Here is a 16,976-nt window from a genome sequence, read left to right on the forward strand (position 1 = left end):
GCCTTTGCCCTACGGATCCGTGATCTGCCCTGCGAAACGTCGCAATCTTAGAAAAACGGCTTAAACCCCGCACCTGTGGCGCAGGGCCCAAATCCACCATCAAACAACAATCTCAGGCGAACAACGGCGCCATGTCGTGCCAGCCGTCCCAGATCATCTTGGCGGCGACATAGAGGATGATCGCCAGACCGACCCATGCGATCCAGCGGTAGCGCTCGATATACTTCGCGATGATGTTAGCAGCGACACCCATCAGCGCGACGGACAGGACCAGGCCGATCACCATGATCCCGGGATGCTCGCGCGCCGCGCCGGCCACCGCGAGCACATTGTCGAGGCTCATCGAGACGTCGGCGACCGCAACGGCCCATGCAGCCGAAGCGAAGCTCTTGGCGGGCTTGATGCCGCTATGCTCGTCGCCCTCGACTTCGGGCGATCCGCCAGCAGGTGCCGCAGGCTGAAGCTCGCGATACATTTTCCACGCGACCCACAGCAACAACAGGCCGCCGCCGAACACCAGGCCATATTCCTTGAACCGCTCGAGCCCGTAGAGCACCGCGACTGCGAACACGATGCGGAGCAGCAGCGCAGCGAGGATGCCGATCGCGATGACCTTCTTGCGCTGATCGGCGGGCAGGCCCGCGGCCAGCGCGCCGACGATGATCGCATTGTCGCCCGCAAGCGCGATATCCAGCAGCACGACGGTCGCGAACGCGGTCAGCGCCGACGTACTGCCGATATTGCTGAAATCCGCGACGATGTGGTTCCACAGCCAGCTGAGGGACATGGCTTCGGATGCGAAATGCTTAAGGATCATGTCGCAGCCCTAACCCGACTTTGCGCCGCGGCAAAGCCGGGGAATTGTGGACAATGGGGATTGCGCCGGATGACGGATGCGAAAAGGGCCGCGATCCCGGGGGATGCGGCCCATTTTCTCTGTCAGGTCGGGCATGGGCAGAGCCCATGCCGCGTCGGTCGGCTCTTCGACCCGCCGGCCGAGCGGGAGCGAGTCCTGAATTAGCTTCTCTAATTCAGGCCGCTTGCCGCTACTGATTCATGCTGTCGAAGAAATCCTCGTTGGTCTTCGAATCCTTCATCTTGTCGAGCAGGAACTCCATCGCGTCGATGGTGCCCATCTGCATCAGGATGCGGCGCAGGACCCACATCTTGGAAAGCTTGGCCTTGTCGACCAGCAGCTCTTCCTTGCGGGTGCCCGACTTGCCGACGTCGAGCGCCGGGAAGATGCGCTTGTCGGCAACCTTGCGGTCGAGGACGATTTCCGAGTTACCGGTGCCCTTGAATTCTTCGAAGATAACTTCGTCCATGCGGCTGCCGGTATCGATCAGCGCGGTGGCGATGATCGACAGCGAGCCGCCTTCCTCGATATTGCGCGCGGCACCGAAGAAGCGCTTCGGGCGCTGGAGCGCGTTCGCATCGACACCGCCGGTCAGCACCTTGCCCGACGACGGCACAACGGTGTTGTAGGCGCGGCCGAGGCGCGTGATCGAATCGAGCAGGATCACCACGTCCTTCTTGTGCTCGACCAGGCGCTTGGCCTTCTCGATCACCATTTCCGCAACCTGCACGTGGCGGGTGGCCGGTTCGTCGAAGGTCGAGGAAACCACCTCGCCCTTCACCGAACGCTGCATGTCGGTGACTTCTTCCGGGCGCTCGTCGATCAGCAGCACCAGCAGGAACACTTCAGGGTGATTGTCGGTGATCGCCTTGGCGATGTTCTGCAGCATCACCGTCTTGCCGACGCGCGGCGGCGCGACGATCAGCGTGCGCTGGCCCTTGCCCTGCGGCGACACGATGTCGATCACCCGCGAAGACTTGTCCTTGATCGTCGGATCCTGCGGATCGAGCGTCAGCTTCTGCTCGGGGTAGAGCGGGGTGAGATTGTCGAAATTGACGCGGTGACGCACGGCGTCCGGATCGTCGAAATTGACCGAGACGAGGCGGGTCAGGGCGAAATAGCGCTCGCCATCCTTGGGCGCGCGGATTTCGCCTTCCACCGTGTCGCCGGTACGCAGGCCGAACTTACGGACCTGATTAGGCGAGATGTAGATATCGTCCGGGCCGGCGAGATAATTGGCCTGAGCCGAGCGCAGGAAGCCGAAGCCGTCCTGCAGCACTTCGATCGTGCCTTCGCCCATGATCTGTTCGCCATTTTCGGCCTGGGCCTTGAGGATGGCGAACAGCAGGTCCTGCTTGCGCAGGGTCGAGGCACCTTCGACGCCGAGCCCTTCGGCCATTTCGACCAGCTCTGCGGGGGGGGTTTTCTTGAGGTCTTTGAGATGCATTTTGGGAGTCCGTTTGGCGGATTTGGGGAGAGCGTTGGCCGGCGAAAGATCTGCTCGGACGGTGCTGAAAAAGGAGAGATACGCCCGGGGAGCCGGGGTATGTCCGCGAATTAGGTGGCGACCCGCGTCAAGTCAACCGGCTTAGAAGGGTTTCACGACAGCCAGAATGACGATCAGGACGACTGCCAGCGCCGGCACTTCGCCGATCGCCCGCAACCGGCGCGACGCGACGCTGCCTTGCCCCGCCGCCAGCTTCTTCGAATAGCCGACCGCCCAGCCCTGATAGCCCGAGAGCAGGAATACGATGAACAGCTTGGCATGGAGCCAGCCAAGCCCCGGCTGCCCATCGAACAGCCCGGCATTGAGCGCCAGCACGATGCCGAGCAACCAGACGATTCCGATCGACGGTGTCAGGATCATCCGGCGAAGCAGCGCCTCGCGATGGACCCATTTATCGGCCTCGGGCGTACCGAGCGATTCCTGATGATGGACGAGGTAGCGGGGAAACAGGAACAGGCCTGCCATCCAGAAGATCACGAAGATGATATGGGCGGCCTTCACCCACAGATAGGCGAGGCCGAGAAACCCCGTCATTTCGCGCCCCTCAGCTGCGCCAGCAACGCCTCGACATGAGCGATCGGCGTATCCTGCTGGATGCCATGGCCGAGATTGAAGATATGGGGACGGTCGGCGAACGCGGCAAGGATGCGCGTAACCGCAGTCGAAAGCGTCTCACCGCCGGCGATCAGCGCCAGCGGATCGAGATTGCCCTGCACCGGCAGGTCCTTGGGCAGCACGCTGTCGGCCCAGACGGGATCGACGCTTTCGTCCAGACCGACCGCGTCGACCCTGGTTTCACGCGCATAGGCCGCGATCTTGCCCCCTGCACCCTTGGGGAATCCGATGATCGGCACGCCGGGCGCCCGCGCGCGCAGGCCCGAGACGATCCGTGCAGTCGGCGCGATCACCCATTGTTCGAACTGGGCCGGGCTGAGGCTGCCCGACCAGCTGTCGAACAGCTGCACCGCTTCGACGCCCGCTTCGATCTGCCCGAGAAGATACTCGACCGTCACATCGGCGATGCGGGTGACCAGCTCGCTCATCATGCCCGGATCGCTATAGGCCAGCCGCCGCGCCTCGGCCTGCTCGCGGCTGCCCTGCCCTGCGATCATATAGGTCGCGACCGTCCATGGGCTGCCTGCAAAGCCGAGAAAGGTCGTCGATGCCGGGAGTGCCGCCGCGACACGCTTCACCGTCTCGTAGATCGGCTTGAGCGGTTCGGGCGACGGCACGAGTGCGTCGAGGACAGCGCGGTTCTCGATCTTCGGCGCCAGTCGCGGCCCTTCGCCGGTTTCGAACCACAGATCCTGGCCCAGCGCCATCGGCACGATCAGGATGTCAGAGAACAGGATCGCCCCGTCCATGCCAAAGCGCCGGATCGGCTGAAGGGTGATCTCCGCTGCAGCATCGGGATCCATCGCCAGTGCGAGGAATCCGCCCTTCTCCGCCCTTAGCGCACGATATTCCGGCAGATATCGCCCCGCCTGACGCATGAGCCAGACCGGAGGGACAGGCTGCCGGTTGCCTTTCAGCGTTGCGAGCAGCGGCTTGACGGTGTCGGAGCGAGTCAGCGGACGGGTTCCCTAATACTATAAGAAAGAGAATCTAGAGATTGTTGGAGTCTGTTGGCGCGTGGATGCCGGGGCTTATGCGTTGATCCGGATTCTGCCAACAGCTTGACTCATCCGGCCCCACGGAGACTCTCGGATTCGAGTCTGTCATCCCCGATTTCCACAGACTGTGGACCGGAACGGGGGGCTGGGGACGGGGTTGTGGATGTTCCGCACCTGACTCCCCCGGTTTTGCGGCGCTTGGCCCGTGCCCGGTGTTGCGCTAGCGCCTGTCCTATATGTTTTCCACAGAGTCATCCCGCTGATGCGGCTGCATCTCCATCTCCTCTCCGACTCCACCGGCGAGACGCTGGAGAATATCGCCAAGGCGGCGCTTGCCCAATATGACGATGTCGAGACGCTGCGTCACTTCTGGCCGATGGTCCGCAGCGAAGCGCATCTCGAGCGGATCCTGCGCGAGATCGCCCAGAATCCGGGGCTGGTGCTGTTCACTTTGGTGAATCAGGAGACACGCCGCACGCTGGAAAGCCGCTGCCGCGCAATGGGCCTGCCCGCGATCGCGCCGCTCGATCCGGTCAACCATGCGCTGTCGCAGCTGCTGGGGCAGGAAGCCAAGGCGCGACCGGGGCGGCAGCACACGCTCGATGCCGCCTATTTCGCGCGCGTCGATGCGATCCAGTGGACCATCGCCCATGACGACGGCATCGCCGCCGAGGAATGGGAGGAGGCCGATATCGTGCTGGCGGGCGTCTCGCGATCGTCGAAGACGCCGACCAGCATCTATCTGGCCAATCGCGGCTACAAGACCGCCAACATCCCGATCGTGGTCGAATCGCCGCCGCCGCCCGAGCTGTATAACCTGAAGCACCCGCTGGTCGTGGGGCTGACCACCAGCGCCGACCGGCTGGTTGCGATCCGCCGCAACCGGTTGCTGGCGCTGAACCAGCAGCCCGAGACCGCCTATGTCGATCAGGATTCGGTCAGCCGCGAGATCGCCTATGCCCGGCGCATGTTCGCCGACAATGGCTGGCCGGTGATCGACGTCACCCGCCGCTCGATCGAGGAGACCGCCGCGGCGATCATCCAGCTGTGCAATGAACGGACGCTGGCGCAGGCCGACGAATGAAGCTGGTCCTCGCCTCGCAAAGTGCCTCGCGCCGGGCCATGCTCGATGCTGCCGGCGTGCCCTATGAAGCGGTGTCGCCGCAGGTCGACGAGGATTCGGCCAAGGCGGCGCTGAAGGCGGAGGGCATTGCGCCGCGCGACCTTGCCGACGCGCTGGCCGAGCTGAAGGCGCTGAAACTCTCTCAGCTCGATCCGACTGCCCTGGTGCTGGGCGGCGACTCGCTGGTGGCGCTGGCCGATGGCAGCCTGCTCGACAAGCCGGTGAGCCGGGAGAATGCCGCCGAGCATTTGCGCCGCATGTCGGGCACCAATGTCGATCTGTTCAGCGCCGCGGTGATCGCCGAAGGCGGCCGGCCGGTGTGGCGCCATGTCGAGCGCGCGCGGCTGGTGGTGCGGCCGTTGTCGGACGCGTTCATCGAGGAATATCTCGACAAGGAATGGCCGGCGATCTCCTATTGCGTCGGCTGTTTCCGGATCGAGGGACCGGGCGTCCAGCTGTTCGCCCAGACCACCGGCAGCCATTTCACCATCCTCGGCATGCCATTGCTGCCGATCCTCGATTATCTGCGCGTTCGCGGGGTCATGACGTCATGAAGCCTTATGCCGAAGTCATCGGCGATCCGATAAGTCATTCGAAAAGCCCGGCGATTCACGGATTCTGGCTCGATGCGCTGGATATCGATGCCGAATATCGCGCAACGCATGTGACCCCGGATGGCCTCGCCGCCTATCTCGACTCGCGCCGTGCCGATCCCGCCTGGCGCGGCTGCAACATCACGATTCCGCACAAGCAGGCGGCGCTCGATCTGGTCGAGGATCGCGGCGGCGTGCGCGAGACGATCGGCGCAGTGAACACGGTGATCCGCGCCGACGATGGTGCGCTGATCGGTACCAACACCGATGCCGGCGGCTTCTATGCCCCGATCGCGGGACTCGATCTCGAGGGGAAGCACGCCGTGGTGATCGGCGCCGGCGGCGCGGCGCGGGCGATCCTGTTCGCGCTTTCGAAGATCGGCATCGGCCGGGTGACGATCCAGAACCGCAACGTGCTGAAGGCCGCGGCCCTGCTGTCGAGCTTCGGCATCAAGGGTGATGCGGTGCCGCTCGGTACCAAGCTGCCCGTGGCCAGCCTGCTGGTGAACAGCAGCGCGCTCGGCATGGCCGGCCAGCCGGTGCTCGACCTCGATCTGTCGCCGCTGCCTCAAGATGCGGTGGTCTATGACATCGTCTATGCCCCGCTCGAAACCGCTCTGCTCGCCCAGGCGCATGCGCGCGAGCTGGATACGGTGGACGGTCTCGACATGCTGATCGGTCAGGCCGCGCTCGCCTTCGAGCTGTTCTTCGACGCCGAGCCGCCGCGCGACCGCGACGACGAACTGCGCGAGATCCTCACCGCATGATCGTTTTGGGCCTCACCGGGTCCATCGGCATGGGCAAGTCGACGGTCGCGGCGATGTTCGCCGACGAAGATGTTCCGGTGTTCGACGCCGATGCCGAGGTCCACAAGCTGCAGGGCCCCGGCGGACGGATCGTTGCCGAAATCGAGGCCGAATTTCCCGATACCACCAGCGAACTGGGTGTGAACCGCACCCTGCTGGGCGAAGCGGTGTTCGGTAATACCCAAGCATTCAAGCGACTCGAATCGATCGTCCATCCGGCCGTGGCGCATGAGCGCAACCTGTTCCTCGAGCGCAACCGGCACCTGCCGCTGGTGGTGCTCGACGTACCGTTGCTGTTCGAAGCGGGCGGCTGGCGCCAGGTGGACAAGATTGCAGTGGTCTCCGCGCCAGCCGAAGTGCAGCGCGAACGGGTGCTTGCCCGGCCGGGCATGACCGTCGAACGCTTCGAGTCGATTCTCGCCAAGCAACTTCCCGACGCCGAAAAGCGCGCGCGGGCCGATTTCGTGATCCCCACCGGCGGCTCGCTACAGGAGACGAGGGACAGCGTTCGCGCGGTCATCGCTTGCCTAGCGGGTCGCACAGGAGGATAAGCGACTCACATGCGCGAGATTGTTTTCGACACCGAAACGACGGGGCTCAGTTTCTCCGGCGGGGATCGTCTAGTCGAAATCGGCTGTGTCGAGTTGGTCAACAAGGTGATGACCGGCCGCCATTTCCACGCTTACCTCAATCCCGAACGGGCGATGCCGGTCGAGGCGTTTCGCGTCCATGGGCTGAGCGAAGTTTTCCTGTCGGACAAGCCGTTGTTCCATGAGCGGGTCGAGGATCTGATCGAGTTCATCGGCGACAGCCCGATGATCGCGCACAATGCCAATTTCGACTTCGGCTTCATCAATGGCGAGCTGACCCGGTGCGGCCGGCCGATCGTGTCGCTCGACCGGATGGTCGATACGCTGGTGATCGCGCGGCAGCGGCATCCCGGCGCGAAACATACGCTCGATGCACTTTGCAGCCGATATGGAATCGATTTGTCGGCGCGTACGCTGCATGGCGCATTGCTCGACGCGCAGTTGCTGGCGCAGGTCTATGTCGAGCTGACCGGCGGCCGCCAGATCGCCATGGGGCTTGCGGTGGACGCCCCGTCAGCGCGCGAGAGCGTGGTGGAGGTCGCCACAAGGGATCATGTGCGCCCGGCGCGGCATTTTGCGCCGTCGGCGGAGGAACTTGAGAGGCACGCAGCCTTTCTAAAGAAGTTGGAGGAGCCGATCTGGGGCCAGGCCGCGTCCGGTTGACGCTAGGCAGGCCCGTCCCTAGGTCCACGCCCTCGTTTAGTGCGGAGGTACAAGTCCATGGAAATCCGAGTTTCGGGCCATCAGGTCGACACCGGAGAAGCCCTCAAGCAGCTGGTCACCGATCGGCTTCAGGGCATCGCGAACAAATATTTCGCGCGCGCAATCTCCGCTCACGTCACCTTCGGCAAGGGACCGCACGACAACGGCTTCACCTGCGACATCGTGGCTCATGTGATGCAGGGCCTTGTCCTCAAATCCTCGAATTCGGGCATGGAAGCCAATGGCGCCTTCGATGGCGCGGCCGACAAGGTCGAGAAGCAGCTGCGCCGCTATGTGCGCCGGCTGAAGGATCGCAACAATGGCGCCGCGATCGCCGCCCAGGAGAACGGCGCCTATGACAGCTATGACAATGCCGGTTACACGCTGTTCGCCGAGCCGGTGGAAGAGGAAGTCGCCGACGCGCCGCTGATCATCGCCGAAACGCGGGTCGACGTACCCGATGCCACGGTTTCGGACGCGGTGATGATGCTCGATCTGCGCAACACCGCGGCGCTCCTGTTCCGCAACAGCGGCACCGGCGCGTTCAACATGGTCTATCGCCGCGGCGACGGAACGATCGGCTGGGTGGAACCAAATCGGGCCGCCTGAATTTCAGGCGGTTCAACCATGGCGGCCGGGGGGACGCCGATCCGGATGTTTCATGACTGATCTCAGCGACCTGCTCACGCCGGAGGCCGTGGCCTCCGCGCTTCCTGTTGCGAACAAGAAGAATCTGTTCCTGCAACTGGGCGCGGTGGCCGCGCGTGCCTATGAACTCGACGCCAAGCTGGTGAGCGAGCGGCTGGCCGCGCGCGAAAAGCTGGGATCGACCGGATTCGGCGGCGGCATCGCCATTCCCCATGCCAAGATCGAGGGGCTGAAGCAGGTGATCGCGATCGTCGCGCGCCTGCCCCAGCCGATCGATTTCGCCGCGGTGGACGAGCTGCCGGTCGATCTGGTGTTCGCCCTGCTGTCGCCGGTCGATGCCGGGGCCGAGCATCTCAAGGCGCTGGCGCGAGTCTCGCGGCGGCTGCGCGACCGCAATTTTGCGGCGAAGCTGCGCGGCGCAGGTTCGCCCGATGCGCTCTATGCGCTGCTGACCGGCGTGGAAGCGCGTGACGCTGCCTGAAGTCGAGGCCTCGGGAGAGGCAGCCCATTTCCGCGCGCTGGAATCGCTCTATGCGGCCGCGCCGATCAACCGGCTGTTCGAATCCACACTCGAGATTCCGGCGCCGGGCGTGGCGCGGATCCATTTCACCATCGACGATCGTTACTATCACGCGGCCGGCGCGGCGCATGGGACGAGCTATTTCAAGATGCTCGACGATGCCGCCTTCTATGCGGCGAACAGCCTGGTCACCGATCGTTTCCTGCTGACCACCGCATTCAACCTGTTGCTGACCAAGCCGCTCAAGCAGGGTCCGGTGATCGCCGAGGGGCGCTGGGTCAGCGGCCAGCGCCGCGTGTTCGTCGCCGAAGCGCGGTTGATCGACGCGACCGGCGAGGAAGCTGCGCGCGGCACCGGCACCTTCATGCGGTCGCGCATCCCGCTGGCGGGCCTGCCCGGCTATCGGCCCGGAGAATGACCGCGCGCGTTACCAGCGCGGTGATGGTCAGCGCGCTGGTTCGCCGTGTGAATCAGGAAGGCGGATCGGCGATGGTTCTCGCAAAAGGGGATGCGACTGCGGGCGGCATATTGCTGCTAACCTACGAAAAAGGCAGCAATCCTCGCTTTTTCGAACGCGGTCTGGGACCCACGGGCGAGGCATCGCTGATCGCCTCCGGCCCTGCTGAACTGGCCGATGAGTCCGCGGTTTCCGACTATTGGCAACGGCGCCGGAATCGCGATTCAGACCTGTGGGTGGTTGAACTGGATATCGCACAGGCAGAACGGTTCATCGCCGAAACGATGGGTTTTCATTGACTTTTAACCGTGCGACCGCGATTGGCCGCGCACGATAAACAGCGTTGTGCCGGTCGGGGTGTGAAGTCGAACGGTTACGCAGTCGGGGGGAAGCCCGGCGGCCCGTAAGTGCAAAAGGGGGCCGTGCCGCGCACCAACCGCATAATAGTTATTGATAATGAAGTTCTTGCCACGCGCCGCGGTTCTCGCGGCTGTGACTCTTTGCGTTGGTGCGATGGCCAACGCCAACACGCTCGAAATGAGCGACGTGCTTCCGATCATGGAAGCTCAGGACGTCAACTCGCAGGAACACCATGTTGTTCCGATGCCGCCGGCTCCGGCGGTGGCGCTTGCCCAGACCGGCAAGAAGCCCGGCGAGATCGTGCAGCCGATCCCGGCAGCCGAGTCCGAGACCGCAGAATTCACCAGCCTTTCCGCCGCTGTCGCCGCGCAGGACCATCCCGAGGATGCGGACCGCGAGCTGCACTGCCTGGCCGTGGGCGTCTATTACGAAGCCAAGGGTGAGCCGCTGGCCGGCCAGCTCGCGGTTGCCGAAGTCATTCTGAACCGCGCCGAATCCGGCCGCTTCGCCCGCTCGGTGTGCGGCGTGCTGACCCAGCGCGGCCAGTTCTCGTTCGTTCGCGGCGGCGTGATCCCCACCCCGCCCGAGAATGCGCAGTGGCGCCGGGCGATGGCAGTGGCGCAGGTCGCACAGAAGGATCTGTGGGACAGCCCCGTCGACGACGCGCTGTATTTCCACGCACGCTATGTGTCGCCGGGCTGGAAGCGCCCGCGCGTCGGCATCGTCGGCAATCACGTCTTTTATCGGTGAGGTACGACGGGAGGGCTTTCCGGCCCTTCCGTTCGTTCCTCTAATGTTCTAAGGAACGGGGATGGCTTCGCTGTCCCCTGCCGCGCCCATATCGGCCGACCTCCCCCTCCTGGCGGCCGATGTGGCGCGCGGCGTTTGCCGCATGCTGTTGCGGCACGATTGCGTCGCGATGGCCGAAGTGCCGCTCAGCGACGGTCGCCGCGCCGATCTGATGGCGCTCGATTCGCGCGGCAACATCATCATCGTCGAGATCAAGGTGTCGCGCGCCGATCTGCTCGGCGACGCCAAATGGACCGACTATCTCGCCCATTGCGACCGCTTCTTCTGGGCGGTGCCCGAAGGATTCGATCTGCGTCCCTTCGATCAGCCGGGATTCCTGCCGGAGCGCGCCGGCTTGATCGTCGCCGATCGCTACGACGCGGCGGTGCTGCGCGAAGCGAACACCGTTCCGCTTGCCGCGGCCACGCGAAAGAAATGCACGCTCGCCTTTGCCCGCCGCGCCGCGCGGCGGGTGATCGGCCTGCTCGATCCCGAAGCCGAGCCGGGGTTCCTCTGATTCAGCTTCGCTGAAACGGCACCAGCCCGCTGCCGCAGCGGTTCAGTTCTGCTGAACCTGACTCTAGAGATTGGGGCCGGCAGTCTCGGCTTCGGTGCGGGCGCCCAGCTTCGGCGCATCGGCCAGCAGCTTCTGGATCGTCGGCGAACGGCGATCGGCCTTGGCATAATCGCGCGCGGACATGCCGGCGATATTGTCGGTCCGGTCCGGATCGGCGCCCGCCTTCAGCAGCTCGCGCACCATTTCGGTGTTGCGCAGCTGCACCGCGCGGATCAGCGGCGTCTCGCCCCGCGAATTGGGCAGGTTCACATTGCCCTTGTAGACGATCAGCACCTGTACGCCCTCGATATAGCTCGCGCCCACCGCGACCATCATCGGCGTATTGCCTTCGCTATCCTGGAGATTGGGATTGGCACCCTTCTGCAGCAGGAAGCGCAGATAGACGGTCTCGCCCTTGCGCGCGATGATGTGCAGCGCGCCTTCGCCGGTGGCGCGATCCTTGGTGTTGACGATGCTGCCATTGGTGTCGGTGATCAGCGAGGTCACCTTGGTGCCGTCGCCCTTGCGAACCGCTTCGAGGAATTGATAGCTGTCCGAGAATTGCTGTGCGCTGGCGGGCGTCGCGACGATCAGCAGCGTGGCGGCTGCAGTTGCGGCGGCAAGAGCGGAACGAAGCGTCATGGTAAGCACACACCTTTAGTTGGCGCCGGAAACGGCGCGAAACCTTGCAAGCTGCGCCCTATCAGATCAAGGCTGGCCACGCCATGAATACAGCACCGCCGTCCGGCCCGTCCCCCGCTCCGCTCCGCCGCCTGCGCCTGATCTTGTGGGGGCTGGTCGCCGTCATCCTGCTGGTGCTGGCTGTCTCGTTCGGCTGGCAGGTCGCGAATGCGCCCAAGACGGGACAGAGCGACACCCGCGGCGCGATCGACGTGACCGGAAAGCCGATCGGCGCGCCCTTCACCCTGACCGATCAGGACGGCAAGACCGTTCGCGACAGCGATTTCGCCGGCAAGTACCGGCTGATCTATTTCGGCTACACCTTCTGCCCCGATATCTGCCCGACCGACGTGCAGAAGTTGGGGTTGGCGATGCGGCGGCTCGATCGTGAGGCCCCGGCAGTGTCGGCCAAGGTCCAGCCGATCTTCATCACCATCGATCCCGAACGCGATACGCCGCCGGTGATCAAGCAGTTCGTATCGGCCTTTCATCCGCGGCTGATCGGACTGACCGGCACGGTGCCGCAGATCACCGCGCTGGCAAAGGGTTATGCGGCGTTCTTCGCCAAGCTGCCCCCTGCCCAGCCGGGCGGTTCTTACCTCATGAACCACAGCGCGATGTTCTATCTGATGGGGCCGAAGGGCGAACCGCTGGTGATCCTGCCGCGCGAGATGAGCGATGCCGATGTGGCCGCCGAGATCCGCAAATGGGTGAAGTGAGCGGCAAGTTCTGGGAAGATACGCCGCTGGAAAAGCTCGACCGCGCGCAATGGGAGGCGCTGTGCGACGGGTGCGGCAAATGCTGTATCCACAAGCTGGAAGACGAGGAAACCGGCGAGCTGATGGCGACCAACATCGCCTGCCGGATGCTCGACCGGCGCGCAGGGCAGTGCAAGGATTACCGCAACCGGCGCGCCTATGTGCCCGAATGCGTGCGGCTGACCACCAGCAACGTGCATGAGATCGAATGGCTGCCGCGCACCTGCGCCTATCGGCTGCGCGCGGCGGGCGAACAGCTGCCCGAATGGCATTATCTGGTGTGCGGCGATCGCGAGGCGGTGCACCGCGCGGGCGAATCGACTCGCGGCTGGACCATTTCCGAGGATGATGCCGGCGATTTCGAGCATCACATCGTGGATCGGGAGCTGTGACCGTCGATGTCGACGTGGTGCGCAACGCGCGCTCGCGGGGGATGCGGCTGGCGGTGGATCCGCGCAGCGGCCGGGTAAGGCTGACGATCCCGCCCCGCGCCTCGCTTCGTAACGCACTCGCCTGGGCCGAGGAGCAGCGCGGCTGGATCGAGCGGCAACAGGCCAAGCTACCCGAGGGCCGCCCGTTCGAGCCCGGCGCGCTGGTGCCGCTGGAGGATGACGAGATCGAGATCGTCTGGCCGACCACCGTCGGCCGCACCCCGCGGCTCGACGGCAGCCGGTTGCTATGCGGCGGCCCGCGTGAGGGACTGGAGCGGCGGATCGAGCGCTGGTTCCGTACGGAGGCACTGCGCATCCTGAGCGAGGAGACCGCCGAATATGCCGACAAGGCCGGGGTGCGCGTCACCGGCGTGAGCATCGGCGATCCGCGCGGCCGCTGGGGCAGCTGTGCCGCGTCGGGCGCGATCCGCTACAGCTGGCGGCTGATCCTGGCGCCCAGCTTTGTGCGGCGCGCGACGGTGGCGCATGAAGTCGCGCATCGTGTGCACATGAACCATAGCCCGGCCTTCCACCGGGTCACCCGCGAGCTGTTTGGCGCCGACCCCGGCCCTGCACGCGAATGGCTGCGCAGGCACGGCGCCGGGCTGCACTGGGTCGGACGTACCGTCTAGTTCTGCGGGCGCCGCGCGGGGTCGGCCAGCCGGTCGTCTCGACCACCACTATCGGGGCGTTGCGGCTGGGGCTGGGTTGCCGGCGGGCGCGGAATATCCCGCGGGCCGGGTGCAGGCTGTTGCTGCTGCGGTTGCTGCTGTTCGGGCGGATCATTGCCGGTCACCCGGTCGATCCACTCCTGATCGAGCTTCTCGTCGCTGCCCGGATCGGGCGCGGGACCGCCCGGCTCGACCGGATTGCCGTCCTGATCGACGAACACACTGTTGTCGGGGCCGGAGAAATATTCCTCGGTGCCATTGTCGCCCTGCCATTCGGGCAGGGTGACCTGGGTGTCGAAATTCTCGACCGGGCGGCCGGCGACGGCGCGGCGCATATAGGCGGAGAAGGCCCGCGCGGGCGCAGTGCCGCCCTGCAGGCCGGGTACGACTCGCGCATCGTCGCGGCCCATCCACACGCCGGTGGTGAGTCCCGACGAGAATCCGATGAACCAGCCATCCTTGTTCGAGCTGGTCGTGCCGGTCTTGCCCGCGACCGGGCGGCCGATCTGTGCGGCCTTGCCGGTGCCGGTGGCGACTGCGGTCTGGAGCAGGTCGATCATCTGTGCGGCGACATGATCGCCCACCAGCACGCGCGTCGTATCCACTTCATGCTGGTAGATCACCGCGCCGTTCGCGGTCACGCGGGTGATGCCATAGGGCGTCACCGCGACGCCGCGCTGGCTGACCGAAGCGAAGGCGCGGGTCATGTCGATCAGCCGCACATTCGACGTGCCCAGCACCATCGCCGGCTGGGTGTTCACCGGCGTGGTGATGCCGAAACGCGTCGCCATGTTGGCAACCGTGCCGAAGCCGACTTCCTGTCCCAGCTTCGCCGCCACCGTGTTGATCGAATAGGCGAAGGCCGCGCGCAGCGTCATCTCGCCGCTGTTGCGTCCCGAATTGTTGCGCGGGGTCCAGCCGCGGATCGTCACCGGCTCGTCGATCACCAGGTCGTCGGGGCGATGTCCGGCCTCCAGCGCCGCCAGATAGACGAACAGCTTGAACGCCGAACCCGGCTGGCGCTCGGCCTTGGTCGCGCGGTTGTAGATAGAGGCGACATAATCCTTGCCGCCGACCATCGCGCGCACCGCGCCGTCGCGGTCGAGGCTGATCAGCGCGCCCTGTGCCGCACCCGGCGTGTTGGCGCGGATCGCATCGTCGGCGGCGCGCTGCATGTTGAGATCCAGCGTGGTCCACACTTCCAGCGGCGCTTCGGTCTCGTCGATCAACACTTCGAGCTGGGGCAGCGCCCAGTCGGTGAAATAGCGGATGCTGTTCTGCTTGGGCTCGGGCGCCAGCTTGACCATCTTGGGATCGGCCTCGGCCGCCTGTGCCGCGGTGATCTTGCCTTCCTGCTCCATCACCTGGAGCACAACGCCGGCGCGATCGATCGCGGCCTGGGCGTCGGCGGTGGGCGAATAATGCGAGGGCGCCTTGACCAGCCCGGCGATGATCGCCGCTTCGGACAGGCTCAGCTTGGTCGCAGGATGGCCGAAGAAACGGCGCGACGCGGCGTCGATGCCATAGGCACCGCCACCGAAATAGACCTTGTTCAGATACAGCTCGAGGATCTGCTCCTTCGAGAATTTCTGCTCCATCGCCAGCGCGAGCACGGCCTCGCGCATCTTCCGCCCGAAATCATATTTGTTCGAAAGGAAGATGGTGCGCGCCACCTGCTGGGTGATCGTCGATGCGCCCTGCAGGCGGCGATCGGTCCCCGAATTGGCGATGCCCAGGCGAATCGCGCGCAAAACGCCGCGTGCGTCGATGCCCCAGTGCGATTCGAAGCGCTTGTCCTCGATCGCGATGATGGCATCCTTCATCACCTGCGGGATCTGTTCGTACTCGACCCATTCGCCATAGCTCGGCCCGAGCGAGACCAGCACCGTGCCGTCAGCGGCATGGACGCGAATCATCTGGCCGTTGGGCGATCGCCGAAGCTCGCCGAAGCTGGGCAGCGATCCCTTGGTCGAAAAGACCGCGATCATCAGCGCGATGAAGGCAAGCAGCCCCAGCGCGCCGATTCCGCCCGCGGTCCACAGACCATAACGTTTCCACTCGGCCTTGGTGGGCCAGCGTTTCGGGAGATAGCTTTTGATGGTCGCCATGGGTGGGTGTGGATTACGCCCTGATCTTCCGGCTCACAAGCAGTTCGAAAGCCTTGTGCCCGCCGCAGCTACCACTTCAGCCCTTAGCCTCTCGTGAACGGAAATCGAGGCTCACCGAATTGATGCAATAACGCAGGCCGGTGGGTGGCGGTCCGTCAGGGAAGACATGGCCCAGATGCCCGTCACAGCGTGCGCACCGCGTTTCGACCCTGCGCATGCCGTGGCTGACATCGGTATGGTCGGAAACGTGATCCGGCGCGACCGGCTGGGTGAAGCTGGGCCAGCCCGATCCCGAATCATATTTGTCGACCGAATCGAACAGCTCGAGCTGACACCCGGCGCAGCGATAGACGCCATCCGCCTTGTTATTGTCGTAGCGCCCGGAAAACGGGGCTTCGGTCCCTGCCTCGCGCAGCACATGGAACTGGTCCGGCGTGAGCTTCTTGCGCCACTCGGACTCGGGCAGGTTGATATGATCCATGAGCAAGGATGTGTGATGCGCTTGGCCGCGCGTCAATAACCCAGGTGGGGACCTATTCCTTCCAGGCCCACCAGATCATCGCGGGGGGCACGTTCCACCATTCGATCGCCGAATCGATCTTGGGAATGTGCGGCTCGAAGAAATTCCGCACCTTCGGATTGAACTGATAGACCACGAACGCGCCGCCGACGCGGAGCGCCTTCGCCGTCGCGCGCGCGATCGAATCGCCCACGCCCGGCGGCAGGGTCGAGAAGGGCAGGCCCGACAGGACATAGTCGGCATGGTCGAAGCCGCGTTCCTTCAGGATCTCGTTCACATCCTCGGCCGATCCCTGGACCAGCACGAAGCGCGAATCATGGATCATCTGGCGCAGATGCTGGATGAAATCGGGATTCGGATCGATCGCGATATAGGTCGCATCGGGCTTCAGCCGGTCGAGCACCGCCTGGCAGAAGGTGCCGACGCCCGGGCCATATTCGACGAACACATCGGTGTTCGCCCAGTCGATCGGCTCCAGCACGCGGCGAATCGTGCGCGCCGATGACGGCACGATCGACGCGACCATCGCGGGATGCTTGATGAAATTGCGCAGGAACAGCCCGCGCGACGTGGGGCTGGACGCTTTGGCGGCGCGGCGCTTTGAGCGGCCGATCGAACGGGTCGACGAATTCATGACGATTCCATTGCAATATGTTGCGGCGCACGTCGAGGGGTAACGGGCAAATG

22 protein-coding genes are annotated in these 16,976 nt (G+C 64.7%); 14 read left to right on the forward strand and 8 right to left on the reverse strand.

Annotated features, from left to right (window positions below):
* Positions 1–112 precede the first annotated feature (112 nt).
* The 4 genes from P1X14_RS02860 to hemE all read right to left on the reverse strand — a co-directional run bounded on the left by P1X14_RS02860 (position 113) and on the right by hemE (position 3,934).
* Entirely contained in the window at positions 113–817 is a 705-nt protein-coding gene (locus tag P1X14_RS02860; protein ID WP_277313803.1) for a YjbE family putative metal transport protein, read from the reverse strand.
* 229 nt (positions 818–1,046) lie between these two features.
* Complete coding sequence (gene rho, locus P1X14_RS02865) at positions 1,047–2,303, reverse strand: transcription termination factor Rho (RefSeq protein WP_277313804.1); 1,257 nt, start codon at positions 2,301–2,303, stop codon at positions 1,047–1,049.
* A 141-nt stretch (positions 2,304–2,444) separates the two neighbouring features.
* Positions 2,445–2,897, reverse strand: a complete 453-nt coding sequence (locus P1X14_RS02870) for a CopD family protein (RefSeq protein WP_277313805.1) — start codon at positions 2,895–2,897, stop codon at positions 2,445–2,447.
* On the reverse strand, positions 2,894–3,934 hold the full coding sequence (gene hemE / locus P1X14_RS02875) for a uroporphyrinogen decarboxylase (RefSeq protein WP_277313918.1): 1,041 nt from the start codon (positions 3,932–3,934) through the stop codon (positions 2,894–2,896). Before hemE ends, P1X14_RS02870 begins: the two co-directional genes overlap by 4 nt.
* Positions 3,935–4,235: 301 nt before the next feature.
* On the opposite strand from hemE, the gene P1X14_RS02880 reads away from it, so the two are divergent.
* The 11 genes from P1X14_RS02880 (at position 4,236) to P1X14_RS02930 (ending at position 11,081) form a co-directional block, all read left to right on the forward strand.
* Positions 4,236–5,060: a pyruvate, water dikinase regulatory protein gene (locus tag P1X14_RS02880; protein WP_277313919.1), complete on the forward strand. Its 825-nt coding sequence runs from the start codon at positions 4,236–4,238 to the stop codon at positions 5,058–5,060.
* A complete protein-coding gene (locus P1X14_RS02885) occupies positions 5,057–5,653 on the forward strand; it encodes a nucleoside triphosphate pyrophosphatase (protein WP_277313806.1) in 597 nt (198 codons plus the stop codon). Before P1X14_RS02880 ends, P1X14_RS02885 begins: the two co-directional genes overlap by 4 nt.
* Complete coding sequence (locus P1X14_RS02890; protein ID WP_277313807.1) at positions 5,650–6,459, forward strand: shikimate dehydrogenase; 810 nt, start codon at positions 5,650–5,652, stop codon at positions 6,457–6,459. Before P1X14_RS02885 ends, P1X14_RS02890 begins: the two co-directional genes overlap by 4 nt.
* Complete coding sequence (gene coaE / locus P1X14_RS02895; protein WP_277313808.1) at positions 6,456–7,049, forward strand: dephospho-CoA kinase; 594 nt, start codon at positions 6,456–6,458, stop codon at positions 7,047–7,049. Before P1X14_RS02890 ends, coaE begins: the two co-directional genes overlap by 4 nt.
* 9 nt (positions 7,050–7,058) lie before the next feature.
* Positions 7,059–7,751: a DNA polymerase III subunit epsilon gene (gene dnaQ / locus P1X14_RS02900; RefSeq protein WP_277313809.1), complete on the forward strand. Its 693-nt coding sequence runs from the start codon at positions 7,059–7,061 to the stop codon at positions 7,749–7,751.
* A gap of 57 nt (positions 7,752–7,808) precedes the next feature.
* A complete protein-coding gene (raiA, locus tag P1X14_RS02905) occupies positions 7,809–8,399 on the forward strand; it encodes a ribosome-associated translation inhibitor RaiA (protein ID WP_277313810.1) in 591 nt (196 codons plus the stop codon).
* Positions 8,400–8,451: 52 nt separating this feature from the next.
* Complete coding sequence (locus P1X14_RS02910; protein ID WP_277313811.1) at positions 8,452–8,919, forward strand: PTS sugar transporter subunit IIA; 468 nt, start codon at positions 8,452–8,454, stop codon at positions 8,917–8,919.
* Entirely contained in the window at positions 8,906–9,376 is a 471-nt protein-coding gene (locus P1X14_RS02915) for a PaaI family thioesterase (protein ID WP_277313812.1), read from the forward strand. Before P1X14_RS02910 ends, P1X14_RS02915 begins: the two co-directional genes overlap by 14 nt.
* Positions 9,373–9,714: a DUF1491 family protein gene (locus tag P1X14_RS02920; RefSeq protein WP_277313813.1), complete on the forward strand. Its 342-nt coding sequence runs from the start codon at positions 9,373–9,375 to the stop codon at positions 9,712–9,714. Before P1X14_RS02915 ends, P1X14_RS02920 begins: the two co-directional genes overlap by 4 nt.
* A 214-nt stretch (positions 9,715–9,928) precedes the next feature.
* Positions 9,929–10,525 carry a cell wall hydrolase gene (locus P1X14_RS02925; protein ID WP_277313814.1) on the forward strand — a complete coding sequence of 199 codons (597 nt, stop codon included), beginning with the start codon at positions 9,929–9,931 and terminating at the stop codon, positions 10,523–10,525.
* 61 nt (positions 10,526–10,586) lie between these two features.
* A complete protein-coding gene (locus P1X14_RS02930; protein WP_277313815.1) occupies positions 10,587–11,081 on the forward strand; it encodes an MmcB family DNA repair protein in 495 nt (164 codons plus the stop codon).
* Positions 11,082–11,144: 63 nt separating this feature from the next.
* On the opposite strand, the gene P1X14_RS02935 is transcribed toward P1X14_RS02930, so the two are convergent.
* Positions 11,145–11,762 carry an ankyrin repeat domain-containing protein gene (locus tag P1X14_RS02935; protein ID WP_277313816.1) on the reverse strand — a complete coding sequence of 206 codons (618 nt, stop codon included), beginning with the start codon at positions 11,760–11,762 and terminating at the stop codon, positions 11,145–11,147.
* Positions 11,763–11,845: 83 nt separating this feature from the next.
* Between P1X14_RS02935 and P1X14_RS02940 the strand changes: the two genes are divergently transcribed.
* Genes P1X14_RS02940 through P1X14_RS02950 form a run of 3 tightly spaced genes read left to right on the forward strand, consistent with a single transcriptional unit; the run spans position 11,846 to position 13,622 of the window.
* Positions 11,846–12,520 carry an SCO family protein gene (locus P1X14_RS02940; protein WP_277313817.1) on the forward strand — a complete coding sequence of 225 codons (675 nt, stop codon included), beginning with the start codon at positions 11,846–11,848 and terminating at the stop codon, positions 12,518–12,520.
* On the forward strand, positions 12,508–12,951 hold the full coding sequence (locus P1X14_RS02945; protein WP_277313818.1) for a YcgN family cysteine cluster protein: 444 nt from the start codon (positions 12,508–12,510) through the stop codon (positions 12,949–12,951). Before P1X14_RS02940 ends, P1X14_RS02945 begins: the two co-directional genes overlap by 13 nt.
* Entirely contained in the window at positions 12,948–13,622 is a 675-nt protein-coding gene (locus P1X14_RS02950) for a SprT family zinc-dependent metalloprotease (RefSeq protein ID WP_277313819.1), read from the forward strand. The genes P1X14_RS02945 and P1X14_RS02950 overlap by 4 nt, the downstream gene beginning before the upstream one ends.
* On the opposite strand, the gene P1X14_RS02955 is transcribed toward P1X14_RS02950, so the two are convergent.
* The 3 genes from P1X14_RS02955 to P1X14_RS02965 all read right to left on the reverse strand — a co-directional run bounded on the left by P1X14_RS02955 (position 13,619) and on the right by P1X14_RS02965 (position 16,923).
* Positions 13,619–15,649, reverse strand: coding sequence for a PBP1A family penicillin-binding protein (locus P1X14_RS02955; RefSeq protein ID WP_277313920.1), 2,031 nt, complete (start codon positions 15,647–15,649; stop codon positions 13,619–13,621). The genes P1X14_RS02950 and P1X14_RS02955 overlap by 4 nt on opposite strands.
* 196 nt (positions 15,650–15,845) lie before the next feature.
* On the reverse strand, positions 15,846–16,250 hold the full coding sequence (msrB, locus tag P1X14_RS02960; RefSeq protein WP_277313820.1) for a peptide-methionine (R)-S-oxide reductase MsrB: 405 nt from the start codon (positions 16,248–16,250) through the stop codon (positions 15,846–15,848).
* 52 nt (positions 16,251–16,302) lie between these two features.
* Positions 16,303–16,923, reverse strand: a complete 621-nt coding sequence (locus P1X14_RS02965; RefSeq protein ID WP_277313821.1) for a methyltransferase domain-containing protein — start codon at positions 16,921–16,923, stop codon at positions 16,303–16,305.
* Between the last annotated feature and the right edge of the window lie 53 nt (positions 16,924–16,976).

Origin of the sequence: Sphingomonas sp. AOB5 (genome assembly GCF_029433115.1) — a bacterium.
Taxonomy (GTDB): Bacteria; Pseudomonadota; Alphaproteobacteria; order Sphingomonadales; family Sphingomonadaceae; genus Sphingomonas.